Origin of the sequence: Actinosynnema sp. NPDC002837 (assembly GCF_040295345.1) — a bacterium.
Taxonomy (GTDB): Bacteria; Actinomycetota; Actinomycetes; order Mycobacteriales; family Pseudonocardiaceae; genus Actinosynnema.
Genome location: NZ_JBEOVG010000015.1, coordinates 93,181 through 115,746 on the forward strand (window position 1 = coordinate 93,181; position 22,566 = coordinate 115,746).

A 22,566-nucleotide genomic window follows, 5' to 3' on the forward strand; every position below is an offset into this window, starting at 1 on the left:
CCTCCGAGCAGGGGTTTCGCTTCTGGGGACCACCTTGCCGAGGCGTTGTTCGGGTTCTGCTCGGGTCCTGTTCGGACCGCCTCGACTACGGTGGCGGCCATGCGTTTCGGGGTGCTCGGTCCGCTGGACGTCCGGACCGCGGACGGCACGCCGGTCAAGGTGCCCGAGCGCAAGGTGCGGCTGCTGCTCGCCGACCTGCTGGCCGACCGCGGCCGTCCCGTGTCGGCGGACCGGCTGGTCGCCGACCTGTGGGGTGACGACGGCCCCGGCAACCCGCTGCGGGCGCTGCACGCGAAGGTGTCGCAGCTGCGCCGGGCGCTGGAGGAGGCCGAGCCGGGCGGCCGTGACCTGGTCGAGTCGCGGTCGCCCGGCTACCTGGTCCACGCCGACTCGGTGGACGCCGACGTGTTCGCGGAGCTGACCGCGCGGGCCCGTGCGGCCACCGATCCGGCGGCGCGGGCCGCGCTGCTGACCGACGCGCTGAACCTGTGGCGCGGCCCGGCGTTCGCGGACTTCGCCGACCTCGACTTCGCCCGGCCGGCGATCACCAGGCTCGAGGAGCAGCGGCTGGTCGCGCTGGAGGACCTGGCCCTGGCGCGGCTCGACCTCGGCGAGCACGCGGCGGTGGTGTCCGAGCTCGCGGACGTGGTCGTGCGGCACCCGTTGCGGGAACGCCTGCGTGCGATCCACCTGCGCGCGCTCTACCGGGCGGGACGGCAGCACGAGGCCCTGGCCGCCTACGACGAGCTGCGCCGTCGGCTGGCCGACGAGCTGGGCGTCGACCCGAGCCCCGAGCTGGCCGCCCTGCACCGCGCCATGCTGGACCAGGACCCCCGCCTCGCGCCGCCGGTCCGGCCGGGCACCAACCTGCCGAACCCGCTCACCGGGCTGGTGGGCCGGGAGCGGGACGTGGCGGAGGTGCGCCGGCTGCTGGCCGAGCACCGCCTGGTGACGTTGACCGGACCGGGCGGTGTCGGCAAGACGAGGCTCGCGGTGGAGACCGCCCGGCAGCTGGTGGACGGGTTCCCGGACGGCGTGTGGGTGGTCGAGGTCTCGGCGCCGTGCGTGCTGCCCGACCTGCTCACGGCGGCGCTGGGCATCCGCGACGACGGCACCTGGGGCGGTGAGCACGTCGACGCGGCCGAGCGGCTGACGACGGCGTTGCGGGACAAGCGGATGCTGCTCGTGCTGGACAACTGCGAGCAGATGATCGCCGAGGTGGCGGAGCTGACCGCGGCCGTGCTGCGGACCGCGCCGCACGTGCGCGTGCTGGCGACCAGCCAGGAGCCGCTGGCCGTGGCGGGCGAGGTGCGGCACACCGTCGCGCCGCTGGCCGAGTCCGCCGCGGTCGAGCTGTTCGTCGCCCGGGTCGGCGCGGCGGGCGGGTCCGCGTCGGACCTCGCCGCGGTGGCCGCGATCTGCCGGCGGTTGGACGGCATCCCGCTGGCGTTGGAGCTGGCCGCGACCAAGGTGCGCGCGTTGGGCGTGACCGGCGTGCTGTCCCGGCTGGACGACCGGTTCCGCGTGCTGGCGGGCGGGTACCGGGACGCGCCGCCCCGGCAGCGGACCCTGCGCGCGATGCTCGACTGGAGCTGGGAGCTGCTGGACGACGCGGCGCGGGTGGTGCTGCGCAGGCTGGCCGTGCACCACGAGGGCTGCGCGTTCGAGGCGGCCGAGGCGGTGTGCGGCGGTGACGACGTGCTGGACGTGTTGACCGGTCTGGTCGACCGGTCGCTGGTGGTCGTCGTGGAAGGCGCGGGCGGCACCCGGTACCGGCTGCTCGAATCGCCGGCGGCGTACTGCGTGGAGCGGCTGGCCGAGGCGGGCGAGCTGGACGAGGTCCGCGCGCGGCACGTCGAGTACTACACCGGCCTGGCCGAGCAGGCCCGCCTGCGCGGGCCCGACCAGCACGAGTGGTTGCGGCGGCTGGACGCGGAGTCGGCCAACCTGCGCGGCGCGCTGGACCACGCCGTGCGCCGAGGGCTGGTCTCGCCCGCGTTGCGGCTGGTGGACGCCCTGGCGTGGTACTGGGTGCTGCGCGGCAGGCTGGGCGAGGCGCGCCGGGCGTTCGAAGCCGCGCACGCGCTGGGCCGGACCGGCGCCACCACCGCCTGGCACACCGCGATCCGCATCCTGACCGGTGACGGCACGGACCGCGCCGAGCGGATCGGGGCCGCGCTGCGGTCGTGCCCCGAACCCCACGCGTCCTGGTTCCTCGGCCACGCCCTGTGCGAGATCGGCGACATCACGTCGGCGGAGGAGCTGACCGACCGGGCGTTGACGGGCTTCGCCGCGACCGGCGACCGCTGGGGCACCGCGGCGGCGCTCGGCGACCGCGCGCTCCAGCGCTTCGTGCGCGGCGACCTGTCGGCGGCGGCACGGGAGGGCGAGCGCAGCGTCGTGCTCTTCCGCGACCTCGGCGACACGTGGGGCCAACTGCGCGGCACCAGGGTGCTCGCGTTCGTGGCCGAGGCGTTCGGCGACCACGACGAGGCGGCCGACCGGTTGCGCGCGGGCCTGCGGCTCGCCGACCGGCTCGGGCTGTGGCCGGCGGTGTCCGACCTGACCTCGGGCCTCGGCCGCATCGCGCTGCTCGCGGGCGACCACGCGCGGGCACGGGAGCACCACGAGCGCGCCGCGCACCTGGCCTCGCAGCACGGTTTCCGGGCCGGTGAGGTCAACGCGCGGCTGGGCCTGGCGCTCGGTGCCCGCCGTGAAGGCGATCTCGACACCGCCGAGGAGCTGCTGAACGCCGTGCTGGACTGGCACGACGAGGTCGGGCTGACCAGTGCGAACGCGTTGGTGCTCGCCGAACTCGGCTTCGTCGCCGAACTGCGCGGCGACCCCGCCACGGCCGCCGCACGGCACCGGGATAGCTACGCGGTGGCCGCGGACACCGGCGACCCGCGTGCGCTGGCGTTGGCGCTGGAAGGCCTGGCCGGCGCCGCGGACCCGGTGGACGCCGCGATCCTGCTCGGCGCGGCGGACGCGGCCCGGCGGTCGCGCGGCGCTCCCCTGCCACCGGCCGAACGCGGCGACGTCGACCGCATCACCGCGCGTGCCGGCGTTGCGCTGGGGCCGGAGGCGTTCGCCGAGCACTTCGCCCGCGGCGCCACCCTCACCCCGGATCAGGCGCGGGCTTCAGCGGGCGCGAACGTGGAACACCCGGGGCCTGAGCGTTCGACACGCGCGGGGTGAAGGGTCAGGGCTGGTTGCCCGGGTCGCGTTCGCGCAGGTAGCGGGTGTGGTCGGCCTGCTGGTTCACGTCCACCGCGTACACGCGTTCGGCCAGCCGGTGGGCCTCGGCCTCCAGCAGCCCGAGCTGGGTCACCAACTCGTCGCCCGGACTCGGCTCGCCGCCCGCGCGCTGCTTCACCGCGAACCACCACGGCAGGTTCAGGTACGTCTGCACGGACAGTGGCAGGTCGGTGCGCGCCAGCCGGACCACGGTGTGCCGCAGGTCCGGGTTGGCGGCCAACGCCTCGTGCCGGGTGAGCAGGTCGCCGAGCACCGCGCCGATCCGGCCGACGGCGGCGACCGCGGGCTCGGGCATCCGGGACGACTGCGCGCCCACCTCGCGCACCAGCCCGTCCAGTTCCGCGCGGAGCAGGCCTGCCTCGGTGACCGCGTCCACCGGCACCAACCGGACCTTCTCCGGCGGCGCGAGCAGCGCGCCCACCGCGTACAGCCCGGCCACCACGACCGGCCACGCCCCGCCGACCACGCCGGTCAGGTGCAGCAGCACGCCGACGAGACCGCCGACGCAGCCGACGAGGTTCTTGGTCGAGCCCAGGTAGCGGATCATTGGTAGCCGCGGATCTCCTGGAACACGTCGCCCAGTTCGGTGGCGCGCGCGTCGAACACCTTGCCGCCGGTCATGGTGGCCACCTCGCCCAGCTCCGCGCTGCTGCCCTCGCCGAACAGCACGGTGAACACGGGCACCTGCCGCACCGACGCGGGCACCGAGCCGAACGACGCCCGGAACTCGGCCAGGCCCGAGCCGTTCGCGTTCTCGCCGTCCGTCATCAGCACGATCGAGGTGAACCGGTCCGGGTCGGCCGCCACCAGCGGCTCCATCACCTCGTAGGCGCGGGACAGGCTGTCGTAGATGGCCGTGCCGCCGCCTTCCACCAGCCCTTCGGCGTACGCCTTGATCTCCGCCAGCTCGGCCCGCGGGTCGCCCTCGGGCAGGGTGAACGTCCGCGGCTCGCCCGGTTCGGTGTTGAACGGCAGCATGGTCACCTCCTCCCGGCTGCGGAACCGGCGGAAGCGGCCGGTGAGCGAGTCGTCCGCGCCGGTCAGGCCGACCAGCGCGGACCTGAGCGACGCGATCCGGTCGCCGGCCATCGAACCGGACGTGTCGAGCACGTACAGCGTGCGCGACGGACGCCGGATCTCGTTGAAGTAGGCCGAGAGCAGGGCGTCGACGGAGTCGCGCGCGGCCGGGAACGGCAGCTCCACCAGGTCGCGCACGGCGAACCGGGAGTCCAGGTCGACGCCCGGCACGACCGGCCGCCGGTGCGTGGTCTCCATGATCCGGCGCTGCACGTCCGGCGTGCGCAGGTGGTCGGTGAGGCGTTGGTGCGCGTCACGGGCGTCGTCGCCGGAGTCCGCGAGCAGGGTCAGCGGGTAGTCCGCGGTGACGACGCCGTCGTCCGGGTAGACGAGGGTGAGCGGCTCGGGCAGCGTGCCGGCGGCGTTCATGGACAGCAGCACGGACTCGTAGTTGATCAGCCCGTCGACCTGCGCGCCGGGGTCCTGGCCGGTGGCGCGGCGCTGGTAGGCCTCCGACAGCCAGCCCGACGACCCGGCGGACAGCGACTGCGCGGCGAAGAAGCCCTTCAGCCGCGGTGTCACCGCCGCGATCTGGCCCGCGTCCACGGCGTTGCCCGCGCCCGCCAGCGCCGACGCCACGCCGACCAGGGCGGAGAAGCCGGAGTTCGACGACGACGGGTCGGTCATGCCGTAGCTGAACTCCTTGTGCCCGGCCCGCTCGGCGATCTCGCCCCAGCCGACCCGCCGGTCGGCCCAGCCCAGCCGCTGTGCCGACGACGTCGACAGGCCGAGCACCACCGGCGAGCTCATGATCTTGACCTGGTTGCCGAGCCGTGCCGCGGCCTCCGGGATGCCGGCCGGGTAGCGGTTGGACGAGAACCAGACGGCGTCGTACTTGCCGTCCACCTCGCCCTTCGCCAACGCCTCGGCGCCCTCCAGCGTGCCGGTGAAGGTGAACCTCACCTCGACGCCGGTGGCCTCGGCCGCCTCGTCCAGCACCGGCTGGAGGTCGGTCAGCTCGCTGCCCGCGAGCACCCGCAGCACACCGGGTTCGGCCGGGCCGGCGGGCCGCGCCGGGTCGGGCCCGGCCTCGCCGGTGCACCCCGCCACCACCAGCACGGCGGCGAGCACGAACGCTGTCCTCATCGGTCCCCCTCGACCGCCGCCGCGTCGTGCGAACGGCGCAAGTGCTCTTCCGCGCGGCGGATCTCCCCCGACAGCGACTCGACCGTGACGGCCATCGTGCGCACCGCGTCCGCCCGGTAGCCGTCGACCGCGTCGATCGCCGCGTAGATCCGGTCGAACGACGCGCGGATCGTCTCCACCGCGACGGCCGGGTCGCTGCTCGCCCGGCGGATCTCCGCGCCCTGCAGGTCCAGCAGCTCGGTGTTGGCGCGGATGAGCCCGTCCGTGGTGGCCTGCAACGCGGCGACCTCGTCGAGCACGTCGCGCCGGCTCGCCAGGGCGCCGCTGACCAGCAGGGCGATCCGCAACGCGGCCACGGTCGTGGTCACCGCGCGTTCCACGCCCCGGATCAGCTCGTCGTTGTTGCGCCGCACCAGGTCCAGGGCCAGGTAGCCCTGCGCGCTCACGGCGAGCTGCGTGAGCAGGTCCTGGTGCCGTTGCCGGATCGGGTGCAGCACGTCCGCGCGCAGCGCCCGCGCCCGGTCGGGGTCGGCCAGGTCGAGCACCTCGGCCTGCCGGTCGATCGCCGCGTCCACCGCCTCGGCGAACGCGGCGGCCTCGGCCAGCTTGCCCATGGCCCGCCACAGCCGCTCGCGCTCGCCCTTGATGGCCGCGTTGTCGCGGCGCAGCACGTCCTGCCGGTGGCGCAGGTCGACCACCAGCGCGTTCACCGGCTCGCCCGCCGCCCGGTAGCGGCCGAGGGCCTTCTTGGCCGCGTTGGCGACGGGGAAGACCTTCAGCAGCTTGCGGCCGGTGATCGGCAGCTTCGCCGGGTCCAGCTCGGCGACGGTGCGGCGCAGGTCCGACAGCGAGGTGGTGACCCGGACCTGGGGCGAGTCCTCGCGCAGCGCGCGGGCGGAGCGGTCGAGCATCGTGCCCGCCACGCCCGCCGCCGCGCGCATGTCCGCCTCGCCGACGGCGAGCGCGTCGTCCAGCACGGCGGTGAACTCCGGCGACCGGACGTCCAGCGCCCGGAGACGTTCGGCGAACCGCTCGGCCCGCCGGTCGACGTCCGCGCGCACGTCCTCGCCGAGGGTGACCAGGCCGGCCGCGCGTTCGACGGGGACCGGGGTCACGGGCTCCGGCGGCGTGAGGGTGAACTCGTCCATCACGCGGAGACCGCGTCGAGCAGGCGTTCCAGCGTCTCGAACGACGGCGGCTCGACCGCGTCCACCAGGTCCGCGGGCGCCCGGTCGCCGACGACCTCGGCGAACACGCGCGGGTCGGACGTGCGGAAGCCGAACGTGGCGGCGAGCTCGGCCAGCTCCGGATCGGTGCTCAGCAACCGGCCGACCTGGTCGCCCCGGTCGGACAGCGGGACCAGGGTGTGCTTGGAGTAGACCGTCGGCGCGAGGTAGAGCAGGCGCATGTCGGCGCGGATCGAGCCGTCGGCGCGCCGCACCCGGTCGAGGTACTGGGACTCGTAGATCAGCGCGAGCGGCGTCTTGCCCATGCCCGCCGCGAGGTAGTCCTCGAACGGCCCTTCGGTGCTGTTCTGCGTGTAGCCCTGGTCGCGGAAGAGCCTGGCGACGTCGGGCAGCACGGCCGCTTCCTGCTCCGGCGTACCGACCACGGTGTTGCCGTTGGCCACGAACGACACGATCGACAGGTACATCGCGGCGGAGTTCGACTCGCCCGGGTTGGTCGTGGTGATGAGGACGTTCTTGCGGGCCGGGTAGGCGGTGTTGCCGGGCAGCTGGTCCCAGCGCGTGCCCGCCCTGGTCAGCTCCAGGTACTCGGCCACGTCGAGCACCTGGTAGTCGCCCGCGCCCTTGGTCACCACGCCGGCGGCTTCGAGCAGCTTCACGATCGGCTCGAACGTCGCCACGGCCATCGGCGACTGGAACGGCGTGTGCGCGGCGGTCGTCTTGCGGTCGCGCTGGATCCGCTGCGCGGCCGGCGAGGACGACGGGAACGCGAACTCGTACTTGCCGAGGTCGACGGAGGTGGCGATCTGCCGTGAGCCGGCCGTGTCCACCTCGACCTTCAAGCCGTGCTTCGCGAACGCCTCGACCACCCTCGGGTCGCTGAAGAAGGCCAGCTTCTCCGACCCGATGACCCCGCGCACGGTGGTCAGCCCGCCTCGGGCCCCGCCCTCCGCGTCGTCCGAACGACCCCACACGACCACCGCGACGACGGCGGCCAACAACACCACGGCCAAGCCGATGGACACCCGGCGCTTCACCTGACCCGCTCACCCCCGTGTTCACCGGCGATCATCTCCGCCGCTCGACTCGTTTGACGCGCGAAGCGGCGATCAAGGGGCGAACGGTTGATGAACGGACGGCGTCGAAACCGCGTACACGGCGGCGGCCACGGTGAGCGCGCACGCCGCGTACGCGGTCGTGCGCGGAGAGGTGAGCTCGGCGAGCGCCGGCCCGGCCAGGGCGCCGACGACCGTCGCCGCCGCCTCACCCGTGACCAGCAGCGCGCCGACCCGGCCCAGCACTCCGGTCGGCGTCACCCGTTGCAAGGCGGTCTGCGTGACGACCAGTGCCGCCGAACCGGACAACCCGATCAGCGCGGCGGCGGGCAGGGCGGCGGTCAGCGACGCCGCGTTGAACAACAGCACGAAGCCGATGGAGGTGGTGGCGAGCGCGCCCGCCAGCAGCGGACCCGACGGCAGGCGGTCGACCAGGACGCGGGTCGCCGGCGCGCCGAGGAGGAAGCCGACGCCCAGCGCCGACATCACCAACCCGACCGGTCCCTCGCCGCCCAACGCGGTCATCCCGAACGGGACCAGCAGCGCGCTGAGCGAGGCGTTCGCGGTCAGGAAGGCGGTGCTGACGACGAGGAGCACCCTGGCCGTCCGCCCCGATCGCACGAACGCGAGTCCTTCACGCAGTCCCCCGCCGACGCCCGGCCGTTCACCGCCGCCCGCCCCGTCACGGCCGCCCCGGGACAGCAACGCGATCAACCCGGCCGAGACCAGGTAGCTCGCCGCGTCCGCCACCACCAGCACCGGGAAGCCGACCAGCGCCGTCAACGCGCCGCCCAGCGGTGCGCCGACGAGTCGCGCCAGGCCGTCGGTGGTGGAGTTCAGGGCGTTGGCGCCGCTCAGCGCCGCGCCGGTGCCGACCACGACGGGCGTGTGCGCCTGGGCCGCCGGTCGGAACACCACCGTGCCCGTGCTCTCCACGACCACCGCGACGTAGACCAGCCAGAGGTCGCCGGGCTCGCGGGCGAAGAGCAGCAGCGTGACGGCGGCGGCACGCAGCACCTCGGCCGCGACCATCGCCCGCCGCCGGTCCCACCGGTCGACCAGCACCCCCGCGACCGGCCCGAGCAGCAACGGCGGCAGGAACTCCGCGGCCAGCGCCGCACCCGCGGCCGACCACGAGCCGGTCAGGTGGAAGACGTGCGCGGGCACGGCGACGACGAGCAGCCAGGTGCCGAGCACGCTGACGGTCCGTGCCGCCCACAGCAGCCGGAAGTCCCTCACGCGCAGAGCGGTCAACACCCGATGACTATCTCCAGAAGATAGCCATCGTGAACAGTGTTCTGACAAGATTGACCGCGTGGGACAGGAACTCGGTCGGCGGCTACGGGCGCTGCGCGCCGCGAACGGGCGGACGGTGGCCGCGGTCGCCGCCGACGCGGGACTCTCCGTGCCGTACGTGGCGAACCTGGAGAACGGCCGGGGCAACCCCACCGTCGACGCGCTCGGCCGGCTGGCCGGGGCGCTGGGCACGCGGCTGACCGTCGGGTTCGCCGACGACGACCACCCCGCACCCCCGCCGACCGACGTGCCCGCGGCGCTGGTCCGGCTCGGCCGCACCACCCGCTTCCGCCGCGACGTCCGAGCCGTGGCCGAGGCGACCGGTCAGGACGCCGCCGACCTGGCCGGCCGACTGCTGGACGCGCTGGCCCGCCTGTCCGCCCTCACCGGCCGCGACCTCACCGAGCCGGACTGGCTGCGGCTGCTCGACGCGCTGCTGCTCGTCGCCGTGCACCCCGACCCGGGTGAAGGGGCTCAGTAAGCCATGAAAAGGATCTCGTCCCGCGAGTAGTCGTGGCCCGGGTGGTTCTCCTTGAGGTGCTTCTGGGTCTTCTCCACCAGGTCGTCCTCGTCCTTGCCCTGGATCGGCTCGCCGCAGGGGCAGGTGATGTTCCGCTTCATGACAATCCTCCGCTGGTGATCTCTCCCTTTCGACTCTACTGAACGTGACGACGTTGTCGACCGAGCGAGTTCGGGGCCGCCGGCGCCCGCAGCACGGCCGCCACCAGACGGTGGTTCTCCGCCGCGCCCCCACCACCACCGACCGCGAACCGGCGGCGGGTGTAGCTGTAGGCGACGCCGCTGCGCGGATCGGCGAACGCCTGCGCGCCCACCGCGCCGCTGTGCCCGAACGCGTCCGCGCCCAGCCCCGCGTACCGCACGCCCTGCGCCTCGAAGCCGAGCAGGAAGTGGTCCCGCTCCCCCGTCACCAGGTCGACGCCGGTCGAGTGCGGCCGGGTGAACTCGGCCAGCACGTCCGGTCCGAGCAACGGCTGCCGACCGTCCACCGGACCGATCGCCGCCGCGTACATCCGGGCCAACCCGCGCGCGCTGCCCACGCTGCCCGCCGACGCCTGCCCCAGCTCGCGCACGCGCCGCGTGTTCGCGAACGCCACCAGGTCCAACGGCGCGTTGAACGCGAGCGCGGTCAACCCCTCCGGCGTCGGCGGCGGCGAGGCCGGCGGCTGCACGGGCGTGTACCGGGGTTCCAGCTCCGCCGGCAGCCCGAGGTGGAAGTCCAGCCCGTACGGCGCCCGCACCCGCTCCTCGTACACCTGCCGCAACGTCCGCCCGGTCGCCCGGCGCACCACCTCGCCGGCCAGCGCGCCGATCGTCAGGGCGTGGTAGCCGTACCCGTCCCCGAACGCCGGGCGCTCACCGGCCAGCCGTTGCGCGAGGAGCCGGTCGTCCGCCAACTCCTCCGCGTCGAACCCGCCGGGCACGCCGACGAGCCCGGCCCGGTGCGCGAGCAGGTCCCGCAGCGTCACCCGCTCCTTGCCGCCGGCGGCGAACTCGGGCCAGTACGACGCGACCGCGCGGTCCAGGTCGAGCACGCCGTCCTGCACCAGCAGCGCGACCACGAGGTGCGCCGCGCCCTTGCCCGAGGAGTACAGCGCGAGCAACGCGTCCTCCGCCAACCCCGCCCAGAGGTCGACCACCAGCTCTCCGCCCCGGTAGACGGCCAGCTGTGCGCCGAGACCGGGCTCGGCGGCCACCACCGCCGCGAATTCCTCGCGCACGCCCTCGTAGCCCGGCGCGACGGCGCCCTGGACGGTCATCACGCCGCCGCGACCGCGCGGGCGAAGCGGACCACGCGCTCGGCCTGCACCCGTGCCGCCGCGCGGACGGTGTCGTCCACGGCCGCCGTGCCGCCCGCGTCGTGGTGCGAGGTGCCGTACGGGTTGCCGTCGGCGAACTTGTCCGGGTGCGTGTAGCCGGGCGCGACCACGATGCCGCCGAAGTGGTGGAACGTGGTGGCCAACGCCAGCAGCGTCGACTCGTGGCCGCCGTGCAGCGTGCCGGTCGACGTGAACCCGCTGTAGACCTTGTCGGCCAGCAGACCCCGCTGCCACACGCCGCCGAGCGTGTCGAGGAACTGCTTGAGCTGCGAGGCGACGTTGCCGAACCGGGTCGGCGTGCCCACGATCACCGCGTCGGCCCAGACCAGGTCGTCGGCGACGGCGACCTGCAGGTCGGCGGTCGCGGCGTCGTTGGCGGCCCACTCGGGGTTGGCGTCGATCGCGGACCGCGGCGCGAGCTCCGCGACCTTGCGCAACCGGACCTCGGCGCCCGCCTTCTCCGCGGTCTCGGCCATCTCCTGGGCGATCTGCGCGATGTTGCCGGTGGCCGAGTAGTACACGATCGCGACCTTCACGCGGCCGTCCACGACGGCCCCCTCCTGCTGCTTGATCATGACCACGACGATATAGTCATAGTCGGTGATCGTCAATATTGGTGACTATCACCTCAGGTGACCAAAGGAGGGTCCATGCGCCGAGGCGAGCGCAAGCACACCGACCCCGACCTGGGCGTGCTCACCGGCCGGCTGCTGTTCGCCGTGCAGGAGGAGCTGTTCGACACCCTCGCCCGGGACGGCTACCCCGACCTGCGCCCGCAGCACGGCGCGGTGCTCGCCTACCTGGACGAGGAGGGCACCCGGGCCACCGACCTCGCCCGCCGGTCCGGCCAGCACAAGCAGGTCGTCGGCAAGGTGCTCGACGAGTTGGAGGCGCTGGGGTACGTCACCCGGCAGCCGGACCCGGACGACCGGCGCGCGAAGCTGGTCGTGCCCACCGAGCGGGGGCTGGCCCAGATGAGCCGGTCGGACGCGATCGTGGCCGCCATCGAGCGCCGCCACGCCGAACGCGTCGGCGAGGACGCGTTCGACGGGTTCAAGCGGCTGTTCCGGGAGGTCGTGGCCGGTCAGCGGGCATGGCGCGACGGGTGAGCCGGCGGCGCGGCACGCGCGGGTCAGCACCCGGTCGGGACGGGCGAGCGGAACGGCAACCGGGGCGTCTGCGGTGGCACGGGGGTGGTCCCGCCGGCGTCGTTGCCGTGGGACCACCCCCGGTCGAGGCGTCAGCCCGCGTACGCCTCGAACTCGGCGAGCTGCGCGGCGGGCCAGCCCGTGTTGCCGGTGAACGTCAGCCGCAGGTAGCGGTGCGCGCCGGAGACCGGGACGCTCACCTGGTTGCCGGACGCGGGGTCGAACCGGAACCCGGCCGACGCCACCAGTTGGCCGTAGGTCGCGCCGTCCGCGCTGCCGGACACGGACAACGTCTGCGTGCGCGCGGCCCACGCGGTGGCCGGCGGGAGCTTGAGCACGAGCCGGTTCACCGCGATGCGGCTGCCCAGGTCGACGGTGAACGTCTGCGGGAACGCGTTGTTCGGGCTCTCCCAGTAGGTGTTCGCGTCACCGTCCACCGCGTTGCCGCCCGGGAAACCGCCGTTGGCCGAGGCCTGGACCGGCTTGCCGCGCGCCACGTTGCCCTGCGGCGGCGGTGAAGTGGTCGTCGTGGTGGTGGTTGTTGACGCGTACGCCTCCAGTTCGGCCAGCTGGGCGGCGGGCCAGGCGGTGTTGCCGGTGAACGTCAGCCGCAGGTGGCGGTGCGCGCCGGAGACCGGGATGGTGACCTGGTTGCCGGTGGCGGGGTCGAAGCGGAACCCGGCGGAGGCCGTGAGCGGGCTGTAGTTCGTGCCGTCCGTGCTGCCGGAGACGCTCAGGGTCTGCGTGCGCGCTTCCCACGCGGCGGGCGGCGGGAGCTTCAGCACCAGGCGGCCGACGTTCTCCGACCGTCCGAGGTCGACGGTCAGCGACTGCGGGAACTGGTTGTTCGCGCTCTCCCAGTACGTGGTCGCGTCACCGTCCACGGCGTTCGCGGCCGGGAAGCCACCGTTCGCCGTGGAGGCGCTGACCGCCTTGCCCCTGGCCAGGTTGCCGCCCGGCGGAACGGTCGTCGTGGTCGTCGTGGTCGTGGTGGTCGTGGTGCTGGTCGGCGGGTTGGTCGGATCGGTGTAGATCGGGTCCGGCCACGGGCCGCAGTACGACGGGCCGTCCCAGCCGGAGTTGCCCGCGCCCTTGGTGAGCTGGAACCCGTTCTCGCCGAGGCAGCTGTAGACGCCGGCCCGGCCGAGACCGGTCGCGGTGACGTTGGTGAACGACGCCGCGCCCGGCGACTGGAGCTGGATGCCGAACGTGCCCGCGCCGTTGATGCGCACGCCGTCGAAGTGGACGTTCGTGATCGTGCCGCTGATGAACTGGATGGCCTCGTAGTTGCTGTCGATCAGGTCGGTGTCGGTGACGTCGATCCGGCCGTTCATCGCGCCGTCCCGTGCGTCGAACCACAGCGCGCCCACACCGAACTGCCAGTTCGAGTCGAGCACGCCGGCGCGCAGCGTGGTGTTCTTCGACAGGGTGGTCGTGCCGGACAGGGGCACCGACGAGAAGCGGTTGCCGACGTGGATGCCGCCGCCCTGGTCCTGGGTGTCGGCCACGACGTTCTCGGTGGCGACGTTGTCCCGGCCGCCGTAGATCGCGATGCCGTTGGCCTTCATCGGCACCACCACCGTGTTGCGCCGGATGGTGTTGCCGTGATCGGCCTGGTGCTCCGACCAGAACGCGATGCCGTCGTCGCTGATGTTGCGGAACAGGTTGTGCTCGATCAGCACGTCGCTGATGCCGCGGTGCAGGTTCATCCCGTCGGCCAGCTGGTCGACGACCTTGTTGTCGCGGATGGTGAGGCCGGAGAACGGGCCGTCCAGCCACAGGCCGACCTTGGTGTGCTGCAGGAACATGCCGGAGATCACCGAGCCGCCGCCCAGCGCGCCGCCGATGGCGTTGGTCTGGTCGCAGTCGACCCGGTTGGTGACCTCGCCGATGATCGCGAAGTCGTGCAGGCCGACGCGCGTGCTCACGCCGGAGGTGCCGCCCTGGCCGCAGCTCGACGGCTCGCCGAGGCCGTAGAAGCCGACCCGGTCGCCGGCGACCACGCTGTGCCAGTGGCCCGCGCCGCGGACGGTGACCTGGTCGACGGTGACGTGCTTGGTGACGGTGAACCGCCCGGCCGGGATCCACACCTCGCGGCCGGAGGACTTCGCGGCGGTGACCGCGGCGTCGAAGGCGGCGTTGTCGTTCGTGCCGTCGTCCGGCGTGGCGCCGTGGTCGGTGACGGAGACCGAGTTGGCGGGTCGCGCGGCCGCGGGGGCGACGAGCTCGAAGTCGGCCAGGTCGATCGTGTAGGACGGCGCGGTGTCGCCCGCGTCGACCTGGAGCTTGACCTTCGAGCCCGCGGCGAGCGTGCGACCGAACAGGGCGCGGGTGGAGTCGTAGAGGTGGTGCGGCTTGCCCTGGTTCGGGTCGTTGGCGTAGGGGTAGCCGCCGTAGCGCCACGCGTACTTCGAGGTCAGCGTGAGGCTGCCGGTCTTCGTGCCGTCGAGGTAGAGCGACAGGGGCGCGGTGATGCCCGCGCCGCCGTTGCCGTCCGGGACGCTGTACCGCAGGTCGATCGAGTTCGCGGGCTCGGTGAGGGTGAACTCGACGAACTTGCCCTGGCCGGACAGGGTCACGGCACGGCGGCCGGACGCCTCGCCCTCCAGCGTGCCCTGGCGTCGGCCGGGCCCGATCTTCGTGCCGTTCGTGGCGGCGGTTTCGGCCTCGTGCTCGACGAACGGCACGTCGGCGCCCCGGCCGGGGATCCCGAACGGCGACGTGGCCGCCGCGGCGACCTGGGCGGCGACCTCGCCCGGCGCGGCGGCGATGGTCAGCGCGGCGAGCAGGGACGTGGCCACCGCCGCCGCGCCGAGCGCCACTGGGCGTCGGAGGGTGGGGTTGACTCGCATGGGTTCAGCCCTTCGTTGGACGGGACCTCGAGCTGCGGGCAGGGAAGTCACAAGGTGTGGCGTGGCGCACACCATAAGCAGGACGATCAGGTGACCGCAAGATGTCTACTGAAAGACGCAAAAAGTTGACTACCGCGTCTACGGGCAGGCCGCAATGGCCGCTTGCACGGCGCTTGCGGAAATTTGCGTTCGTTTGCGGGGCCGCTCGGCGGTCTTCCCGGCGGTCAGTAGGTGCCGCTGAGCTTGCGGTGGTCCCAGGAGACGACCGAGGTGGGCGCGAACCGCAGCCCGACCCGTTTCACCGCCTGGGCGGTCACGAACGCGTCCAGTTCCGGCCCGCTGTGCCCGGTGTAGCGCGCCGCCACCGCCACGCCGATGCGGGCCACCTCGGCCCGCTCCTCGACCAGCCGGGCGTCGCACTCCATGGCCACGCCGCGCAGCTGGTCGTAGGTCTCCCCCGCCTCCAGCTGCAACGTCGCCTCCGGCTTGCGGCGCAGGTTCGCCACCTTCTGCGACGACCGGTAGGTCCAGCCGACCAGTTCGCCGTCCTCCACCACGAACCACAGCGGCACGAGGTGCGGCCTGCCGTTCGGGCCGATCGTGGCCACCGTGACGACGCGCTGCTCCTCCAGGAACGCGCGCACCTCGTCCGTCGACATCGTGATCAGGGCCCGGCGCGACATGGCGTCAGGATAGGCGGCTGTCCTCCCGCGGCACCGCCGAGCCGGGTCCGGCGGACAGGTCGCCGACCACGCCCTTCTCCAGCAACGCCAGGAACACGTCGACCAGGTCCGGGTCGAACCGCGCGCCGCGGCCGGAGCGCAGCTCGCGCACGGCCTGCTCGTGGGTCAACGCACGCCGGTGCGGCCGGTCGGCGCGCATCGCCGCCCACGCGTCGCACACCGACAGGATCCGCGCCTCGACCCGGATGCCGTCGCGGGCCAGGCCGTTGGGGTAGCCGGCGCCGTCCCACCGCTCGTGGTGCTGGCGGATGACCTCGGCCACCTCGCCGTGGTCGGGCAGCACGCCGACCATGCGCGCGCCGCTGTCGGGGTGTTCGTGCAGCAGGTGCCACTGCTGGTCGGTGAGCGGGCCGGACTCGGTGAGCAGGTCGTCGGGCAGCACGATCATGCCGACGTCGAGCAGCCGTCCCGCGCGGTGCGCGTTGTGGACCTCGGCGTGGTCCCGCTTCAGGTGCTCGGCGACGGTGCGCGCCCACTCGGCGATGGCCAGGCTGCGCCCGGGACTGGCCACGCGCAGGTCGACCAGGTCCGCGACCTGGTTCAGGTAGTCCACCGCGACGTCCTCCCGGTGCTCGGTGAGCGATGTGCCACCGGCGACCGCCCGGTCCCGACCGAGATCCTTGGCCAGGTACAACGCGCGGTCAGCCGCCGACACCAACGCGGACGCGGTGCCGTAGTGCGGCGCGAACGCGGCGGTGCCGGCGGAGAGCGTAACCGTCACCGATCTACGACCGCTCACGGCGATCGGATGGTGGGAGACCCCGTGCCGCAACCGTTCCGCGAGGCGGCTCAGGTTCTCGGCGTCCACACCGGTCGCGATCAGCGCGAACTCCTCGCCGCCGTACCGGGCGAGCACCCGGCCCGGCCCGGCGATCGCGCGCAGCCGGTTGGCCACCTCGACCAGCACCCGGTCACCCGCCGGGTGCCCGAACCGGTCGTTGATCGACTTGAACCGGTCGACGTCGAGGATCACCACGCCGAGCGGTAGCCCGGTGCGCCTGGCCCGTGCCAGGTCGTCGGCCAGGCGCGCCTCGAAGTAGCGACGGCTGCGCAACCGGGTGAGGCTGTCGGTGATGGCGAGGCTGCGCTGGTCGACCGCGAGGCCCGCGAGGCGGGTGGCGGTCAGCGCGAACAGCACCGCGCAGCCCGCCGCGATCACCGGCACGTCCCGGCGCACGCCCTGGGCGTTCTGCACCAGCAACAACGCCGGTCCGATCAACGCGCCGCCGGACAGGATCGCCAGCCGCGGCCAGCTCAGCCGCAGCGCGGGCACGTCGACGGCCTGCGCCATCCGCCCCATCGACGGGTGCAGGGCGCACGCGCCGAGGGCCAGGTTGCCCGTCAGCCAGATCGCGTCCAGGAAGTTGCCCGCCGCGTAGCTGAGGTCAAGGCGCTGCAACACGTACACGGTGTCGGCCGTGAGGATCGCGGCCAGCCACAGGACCAGCAGCACGAAGGACGCGTCACGCCGCCCGCCGCCGAACAGCAGCCGCAGCGAGACCAGCAGCAGCACCAGGTCCATCAGCGGGTAGGCCAGCGACACCATCTCGACCAGCAGCGGCGTGCCGAGCCGGGTCTGCGGGCCGATCACGAAGACCCACGACAGCAGGCCCGCGACGACCGTGAGGGAGACCGCGTCGAGGAGGCTGGGCAGGTCGCGGTCGGCGCGGCGCTGCCGGATCAGCATGAGCAGGCCGACCACGACGAGCGGGTAGTGGCCCAGGTAGAACGCGTCCGCGATGGACGGGTAGCTCGCGTCGTTGAGCACGTAGTGCGCGATGTAGAACGTGGTGTCGGCCAGGGCGTACACGAGTTGGCTCAGGCCGAGCACGATCCACGGCGCGCGGGGTTCGGGCCGGTTGCGCCGCACGCCCCACCACACGGCGAAGGCGGCGGACGTGCTCACCGCGCAGTAGACGACCACCCGCAGCGGAATCGTGCCGACGAAGATCGGCAGCGCGTAGTAGACCCCGACCGATAACAGGCCGAAAGCCAGGTAACCCATCCACAGCTGATGCTGTTTACCGATCGGGATTTCGCCGTTTTCGACCGACGGTTCTCCGGCGACGCGCAATCCCGGCACTCCCCACTGAGGCAACGCTGACGTTCGACAAGGCGGGGACATGAGACCGGTAAAGGGGAGTCCGCGTCAATCCCTGTTGCCGACTCTTCATCCACAGAACCGACGCGCATGCCCATCCGCGCGACGCCGGGAGGCTCTATAGAGTGCCTATTGGTCATGCCGCCGTCTCCGGTGACGGGCGGTGCCGGGACGAGGGGGAACGATGGCGAAGGACGCGAAAGACCTGTTGGAGCGGGTGCGGGAGGAACTGAAGGGCGAGGGCGGGACGAACCGGCTGGTGCCGCTGATCGCGTCCGGCGAGGCGCCGCTCGCCACGTTGCAGGCGTTGGCGGCCGAAGAGCACCGCATCGTGCAGAGCGACTGGCGAGCGTTCCTCACGTTGGCCGCGCAGTCTCCCGTGCCGGCGCAGCGCGAGTTCTTCGCGACGGTCGCCGGAGGCGAGGGGCTGGCGTTGGCCAAACTGGCCGATTTCGCCGCCGCGTGCGGCCTGACCTCGGATGACGTGGCCGCGTACCGACCGTTGCCGGGATGTCAGGCATATCCGTCGTTCGTGGCCAGGCTGGCGTTGGACGGCAATCCGCACGACGCGCTCCTCGCGATTCTGGCGAACTTCGCGGAATGGGGCGGCTATTGCGCGACGATCGCCGCCGCGCTGCGCGAGCACTACGGTTTCGACGACGCGGGCTGCGCGTTCTTCGACTTCTTCGCCGAACCCGCGCCGGAGCTGGACGCCCTCGGCCTGCGCGCGTTGGACGGCGTCCTGGACACCGGCTGGTCCCCCGCCGCCGCGATGCCGGCCGCCCGCCTCCTGCACTCCTACGAGCTGATGTTCTGGAACACCCTCGCCGACCTCCCCTGACTCGCGCGTGTCGAACGTCCAGGCCCCGCGTGTCGAACCCTCAGGCCCACTGAGTCCTACGTTCGGGTACCCGCCGGCGGTTCAACCCGGAAACCCGGGCGTTGAACCCAGGGGCCTGAAGGTTCGGCACGCGGGTCAGTGGGGGACGGAGGGCTGGGTGTCCCAGTTCTCGGCCAGGTCGGGGCGGCCGAAGAGGTAGCCCTGGGCGTAGGCGCAGCCGGCGTTGCGGAGCCAGTCCGCCTGGGCCTGCGTTTCGATGCCCTCGGCCACGGTGTGGGCGCCCAGGACCTCCGCCAGGTCGATGATGCAGCGCACGACGCCTGCGGTGCGCCCGGTTTCGGAGAGGGCGTTGGTGAACGACCGGTCGATCTTCACCACGTCGAACGGGTAGCGCTGCAGGTAGCTCAGCGACGAGTAGCCGGTGCCGAAGTCGTCCAGCGCCACCCGCACCCCGGTCTCCCGCACCTCCATCAGCCCGCGCATCGCCGCGCCGTCGGCCCACACCGACTCGGTCACCTCGATCGTCAGCCGCTCCGGCGGGAGCCCGGTGGTCTTGAGCACCCGGTCCAACGACGGCAGGAACGCGGGCGCGGACAGCTGCCTGGTCGACACGTTCACCGTCACCCCGAGCGCACGCCCCTGCTCGCGCCACCGCATCGCCTGCTCGCACGCGCCGGCCAGCACCTTGTTGCCCAGCGGCACGATCAGGCCGGTCTCCTCCGCCAGCCCGATGAACTCGCCGGGCCCGAGCAGCCCGTGCCCCGGCCGCTGCCACCGCACCAACGCCTCCGCGCCCGCCGCCTGCGACGTCGCCAGGTCCACGATCGGCTGGTAGTGCAGCACCAGCTGCCCGTCGGACACGGCCGTGCGCAGGTCGGCCTTGTCGCGCTGCCGGGCCAGCACCCGCTCGCCCATCTCCGGCCGGAACAGCCGGATCCGCCCGCCTCCCTCGCGCTTGGCCACGTACATCGCGGTGTCCGCGTCACGCAGCAGGTCCGCCGTACCCACCCCCGGTGACGACACCGCGATGCCGACGCTGGCCCGGATCACGGTGTCGTGCCCCAGCCCGGTCAACGGCCGCGCCAGCTCCGACAGGATCCGGGTGGCCAGCCGTGCCGCGTCACGCACGTCGTGACCGGGCGCGAGGACGGCGAACTCGTCGCCGCCGAGCCGCGCGGCGGTGGCCACGGGCCCGACGGCCCGGCCGATCCGCTCGGCCGCCGACACCAGGTACCAGTCGCCCGCCTCGTGCCCCTCGGCGTCGTTGACCTCCTTGAACCCGTCGAGGTCGATCACCAGCAGGCCCACCGCCTCGCCGGCCGGCAGCGCCTGGTCCACCAGGTGCAGGAAGTGCGTGCGCCCGGCGAGCCCGGTCAGCTCGTCCCGCTCGGCCCGGGTGCGCAACTGGTCCTCCAGCTCACGGCGCTTGCTCACGTCCAGCGCGGTGACCAGGGTGTGCCGCTCGGAGACGTCGTCGACCGGCACCGCCTGCACCGCGAGCACGCCGGTCGAACCGTCCGCCCGGGTCACGCGGACCTCCACCGCGTCGTCGGCCGAGCGGCAGCCGCGCTCGCAGTCGGTGATGTCCGGACCGTGCGGGCACGGCACCCGCCCCGGGCTCGCCCCGGACCAGGCCAGCAGCTCACGGGCCCGGTCGTTGTGCAGCCGCGGCGCGCCGTCGGCGTCGACCAGCACCAGCCCGACCGGGCTGGCCCGCACGACGGCCTCGACGGTGCGGTGCGCGTCCCGCACGAGCCGCGCCGAGCGCGCCGTCTCGTGCAACGCCGTCGCCACGACCGCCAGGCCCACCAACGGCATCACGACGGAGGCGACCATCGGCCCCGTCACCGCGACGGGGGTGACCGAGAGCCACACCGTGAACCCGGTCAGGAACCCCAACAGGGCAGGCATCGCCCGGAGGGGGAAACGCTCGTGGTCGGCGCCGCGCAGCGCGCGCTGCACCGTCACGGCGAAGACGAAGCCGAGCGCGGGCTGCGGCGTGGGCAGCACGAACATCGCGCCGTGCACGACCGCGCACTCCACCAGCGCGATCAGCCAGCTGTCCCGGTTCGGTCGCGGCAGCCACGACACGAGCACCAGCGGCACCAGCGCGGCCAGCACGAAGCGGCCGGGCCCGGCCCCGATGACCACCAGCTGGACCGCGAACGCGATGGAGCTGAGCCAGGCGTAGGCCCCGGTGAGCAACCGGACCCGGCGCAGCCCGGCCTGACCGGGTGACGAAAGCGGGTCGTCCACCACGGAGCGGGTTGGACGAGCCACGCCCGGTTACCCCCAAGTCAAGCGGCGATCGGCTGAACACCCTCGCGGAAGATCGAACTATCCATACCGGTGTTCACGTTCTCAACCGCCATTCGGGTGAGTCCACTATGGACCTGCCCCGGAGGCGCGGCGAAGATCAGGATCCGGGGACGGAGCCGTGCGGCGGCTCGCTGTCGGGCAGGGGGTCCGGCGTGGTCCTGGCGAGGTCCGCGGCGACCGCCTTGGCCTCGTCGATCCGGCGCCGCGAGGCGGCCAGCCGCTCGTCCTCCTCCGGCGTCTCGACCCGGAACTCCTCCGGCGAGTGACCCTCGCGTTCACGCTCGTCAGCCATGCGACCAGGGTTTCCGCCCACCCCGGCGGCAAACTTGGACACCGGCCGCACGGCGGGCTACCGTCGATAAGAGCCCGCTGGTTCGTAAAGCCGCCGAGGAGACCCGATGTCGAGCACGACGACCGCGCCGCCCCGCCCGTCCGCGCGGCGCCGCGTCATCTTCACGGCGGTGCTGCTCACGGTGACCGCGCTGCTGTTCTGGGTGCCCTGGACGGGCCTGCTCGCACCGGGCGCGCGGTGGCCGTGGCCGGTGCAGGTCCTCGGCACGGCGTTCTTCGTCGTCACGTCGGTGGCGTTCCCGCTGCTGCTGGTCCGCGCGCACGGCCGCCGGCACTCCGACCGGGCGTCCCGGGTCGCGCACCTGGTGCTGGGCGTGGCGTGGGTGTTCTTCGCCTGGACCCTGATCACGCACGTGCTGCGGATCGTGCTGGCGGTGGCGGGCGTGGAGAACCCGTTCCGGGCGCGGTTCGTCGCGGTCACCCTGCTCGTCGTCGGCCTGGCGCTGGTCGGGTACGGCCTCCGCGAGGCGCGCCGCGTGCCGCGGGTGAAGCGGACCGACGTGCCGCTCCCCCGGCTGGACGCGGCGTTCGACGGGCTCACCGTCGCGGTGCTCGCGGACACCCATTACGGCGCGATCGACCGCACGAAGTGGTCCGCGGACACGGTGGCGGCGGTCAACGCCCTCGACCCGGACGTCGTCGTGCACGTCGGCGACATCGCGGACGGCACGGTGGAGCAACGCCGCGGCCAGGCCGCCGCACTGGGCGACATCCGGGCACCGCACCGGTTCTACGTATCGGGCAACCACGAGTACATCAGCAACGCCCAGGCGTGGCTGGACCACATGACCGAGCTGGGTTGGACGAGCCTGCACAACCAGCACCGGGTGCTGGACCGCGGCGACGCCCGGCTGGTCTTCGCGGGCGTGGACGACATCACCGGAGCGCACTCGGGCGAGGCCGGGCACGGTGCGGACCTCGACGCCGCCCTCGCGGGCACGCGCGCCGACGACCCGGTGGTGCTGCTGGCGCACCAGCCCAGCGAGATCCCCAAGGCCGTCGCGGCGGGCGTCGACCTCCAGCTGTCCGGGCACACGCACGGCGGGCAGATCTGGCCGTTCCACCTGCTGGTGCGGCTCCAGCAGCCGGTGCTGGCGGGGTTGAGCCGCCACGGCGAGCGCACCCGGCTGTACACGAGCCGGGGCGCCGGTTTCTGGGGTCCGCCGCTGCGCGTCTTCGCACCGAGCGAGATCTCGTTGCTCACGTTGCGCGCCGCCTGATCCACCGCCCGTGCACGCGGGCGCGCACCCTGGGTACTTCGGCCCTACCCACAAAGGTGCACACCTGACACGAACGGGTGAGTGCCGTTGTTCGACGGCACGAGCGGTCGCACGCTCGGCGGAGAGGTGCGGTCGGTCGCGGTCGGAGTCACGACACCGTTGGGGGGCCTCGAAGAACCCGACGCCGCCGAAGG

Annotated in this window: 18 protein-coding genes; 5 read left to right on the forward strand and 13 right to left on the reverse strand. The window is 73.3% G+C overall.

All coding sequences use genetic code 11. The features are described from left to right. The first annotated feature begins 99 nt into the window (after positions 1–99). Positions 100–3,198 carry an AfsR/SARP family transcriptional regulator gene (locus ABTZ99_RS14135; RefSeq protein ID WP_499611449.1) on the forward strand — a complete coding sequence of 1,033 codons (3,099 nt, stop codon included), beginning with the start codon at positions 100–102 and terminating at the stop codon, positions 3,196–3,198. A gap of 4 nt (positions 3,199–3,202) precedes the next feature. Here the strand turns inward: ABTZ99_RS14135 and ABTZ99_RS14140 are convergent, their stop codons facing one another. The 5 genes from ABTZ99_RS14140 to ABTZ99_RS14160 form a co-directional block, all read right to left on the reverse strand. Further along, positions 3,203–3,805 carry a hypothetical protein gene (locus ABTZ99_RS14140; RefSeq protein ID WP_499611451.1) on the reverse strand — a complete coding sequence of 201 codons (603 nt, stop codon included), beginning with the start codon at positions 3,803–3,805 and terminating at the stop codon, positions 3,203–3,205. After that, positions 3,802–5,421, reverse strand: coding sequence for a vWA domain-containing protein (locus tag ABTZ99_RS14145; protein WP_498780348.1), 1,620 nt, complete (start codon positions 5,419–5,421; stop codon positions 3,802–3,804). The genes ABTZ99_RS14140 and ABTZ99_RS14145 overlap by 4 nt, the downstream gene beginning before the upstream one ends. Next, positions 5,418–6,569 carry a toxic anion resistance protein gene (locus ABTZ99_RS14150; RefSeq protein WP_498780349.1) on the reverse strand — a complete coding sequence of 384 codons (1,152 nt, stop codon included), beginning with the start codon at positions 6,567–6,569 and terminating at the stop codon, positions 5,418–5,420. The genes ABTZ99_RS14145 and ABTZ99_RS14150 overlap by 4 nt, the downstream gene beginning before the upstream one ends. After that, positions 6,569–7,645, reverse strand: a complete 1,077-nt coding sequence (locus ABTZ99_RS14155) for a hypothetical protein (protein WP_498780351.1) — start codon at positions 7,643–7,645, stop codon at positions 6,569–6,571. Before ABTZ99_RS14155 ends, ABTZ99_RS14150 begins: the two co-directional genes overlap by 1 nt. A 72-nt stretch (positions 7,646–7,717) precedes the next feature. Next, entirely contained in the window at positions 7,718–8,920 is a 1,203-nt protein-coding gene (locus ABTZ99_RS14160; protein ID WP_499611454.1) for an MFS transporter, read from the reverse strand. 58 nt (positions 8,921–8,978) lie between these two features. On the opposite strand from ABTZ99_RS14160, the gene ABTZ99_RS14165 reads away from it, so the two are divergent. Further along, complete coding sequence (locus tag ABTZ99_RS14165) at positions 8,979–9,440, forward strand: helix-turn-helix domain-containing protein (RefSeq protein WP_499611457.1); 462 nt, start codon at positions 8,979–8,981, stop codon at positions 9,438–9,440. Here ABTZ99_RS14165 and ABTZ99_RS14170 read toward each other — a convergent pair. From ABTZ99_RS14170 to wrbA, 3 genes are read right to left on the reverse strand one after another with little or no spacing between them, the layout of a single operon-like run. Beyond that, entirely contained in the window at positions 9,434–9,580 is a 147-nt protein-coding gene (locus ABTZ99_RS14170) for a hypothetical protein (protein ID WP_498780356.1), read from the reverse strand. The two genes, ABTZ99_RS14165 and ABTZ99_RS14170, sit on opposite strands and share 7 nt — an antisense overlap. Before the next feature lie 35 nt (positions 9,581–9,615). After that, entirely contained in the window at positions 9,616–10,737 is a 1,122-nt protein-coding gene (locus tag ABTZ99_RS14175) for a serine hydrolase domain-containing protein (protein WP_499611459.1), read from the reverse strand. Beyond that, on the reverse strand, positions 10,737–11,372 hold the full coding sequence (gene wrbA / locus ABTZ99_RS14180) for an NAD(P)H:quinone oxidoreductase (protein ID WP_498780359.1): 636 nt from the start codon (positions 11,370–11,372) through the stop codon (positions 10,737–10,739). The genes ABTZ99_RS14175 and wrbA overlap by 1 nt, the downstream gene beginning before the upstream one ends. 75 nt (positions 11,373–11,447) lie before the next feature. Between wrbA and ABTZ99_RS14185 the strand changes: the two genes are divergently transcribed. After that, positions 11,448–11,906, forward strand: a complete 459-nt coding sequence (locus ABTZ99_RS14185) for a MarR family winged helix-turn-helix transcriptional regulator (RefSeq protein ID WP_498780360.1) — start codon at positions 11,448–11,450, stop codon at positions 11,904–11,906. Positions 11,907–12,037: 131 nt separating this feature from the next. On the opposite strand, the gene ABTZ99_RS14190 is transcribed toward ABTZ99_RS14185, so the two are convergent. The 3 genes from ABTZ99_RS14190 to ABTZ99_RS14200 all read right to left on the reverse strand — a co-directional run bounded on the left by ABTZ99_RS14190 (position 12,038) and on the right by ABTZ99_RS14200 (position 17,545). Next, complete coding sequence (locus tag ABTZ99_RS14190) at positions 12,038–14,797, reverse strand: discoidin domain-containing protein (protein WP_499611463.1); 2,760 nt, start codon at positions 14,795–14,797, stop codon at positions 12,038–12,040. 224 nt (positions 14,798–15,021) lie between these two features. Continuing rightward, complete coding sequence (locus ABTZ99_RS14195; RefSeq protein ID WP_498780364.1) at positions 15,022–15,480, reverse strand: pyridoxamine 5'-phosphate oxidase family protein; 459 nt, start codon at positions 15,478–15,480, stop codon at positions 15,022–15,024. 4 nt (positions 15,481–15,484) lie between these two features. Beyond that, complete coding sequence (locus ABTZ99_RS14200) at positions 15,485–17,545, reverse strand: diguanylate cyclase domain-containing protein (protein WP_499611466.1); 2,061 nt, start codon at positions 17,543–17,545, stop codon at positions 15,485–15,487. A 280-nt stretch (positions 17,546–17,825) separates the two neighbouring features. Between ABTZ99_RS14200 and ABTZ99_RS14205 the strand changes: the two genes are divergently transcribed. Further along, a complete protein-coding gene (locus ABTZ99_RS14205) occupies positions 17,826–18,482 on the forward strand; it encodes a thiaminase II/PqqC family protein (protein WP_499611469.1) in 657 nt (218 codons plus the stop codon). Positions 18,483–18,617: 135 nt separating this feature from the next. Here ABTZ99_RS14205 and ABTZ99_RS14210 read toward each other — a convergent pair whose 3' ends face one another. Together ABTZ99_RS14210 and ABTZ99_RS14215 are read right to left on the reverse strand one after the other, a co-directional pair. Further along, positions 18,618–20,762, reverse strand: a complete 2,145-nt coding sequence (locus ABTZ99_RS14210) for a putative bifunctional diguanylate cyclase/phosphodiesterase (RefSeq protein WP_498780367.1) — start codon at positions 20,760–20,762, stop codon at positions 18,618–18,620. Positions 20,763–20,898: 136 nt separating this feature from the next. Continuing rightward, entirely contained in the window at positions 20,899–21,093 is a 195-nt protein-coding gene (locus ABTZ99_RS14215; RefSeq protein ID WP_499611473.1) for a hypothetical protein, read from the reverse strand. Between the two features lie 106 nt (positions 21,094–21,199). Between ABTZ99_RS14215 and ABTZ99_RS14220 the strand changes: the two genes are divergently transcribed. Continuing rightward, the gene (locus tag ABTZ99_RS14220; RefSeq protein ID WP_499611475.1) at positions 21,200–22,372 is read left to right on the forward strand and encodes a metallophosphoesterase; all 1,173 of its coding nucleotides are present in this window, start codon (positions 21,200–21,202) and stop codon (positions 22,370–22,372) included. Positions 22,373–22,566: the final 194 nt, after the last annotated feature.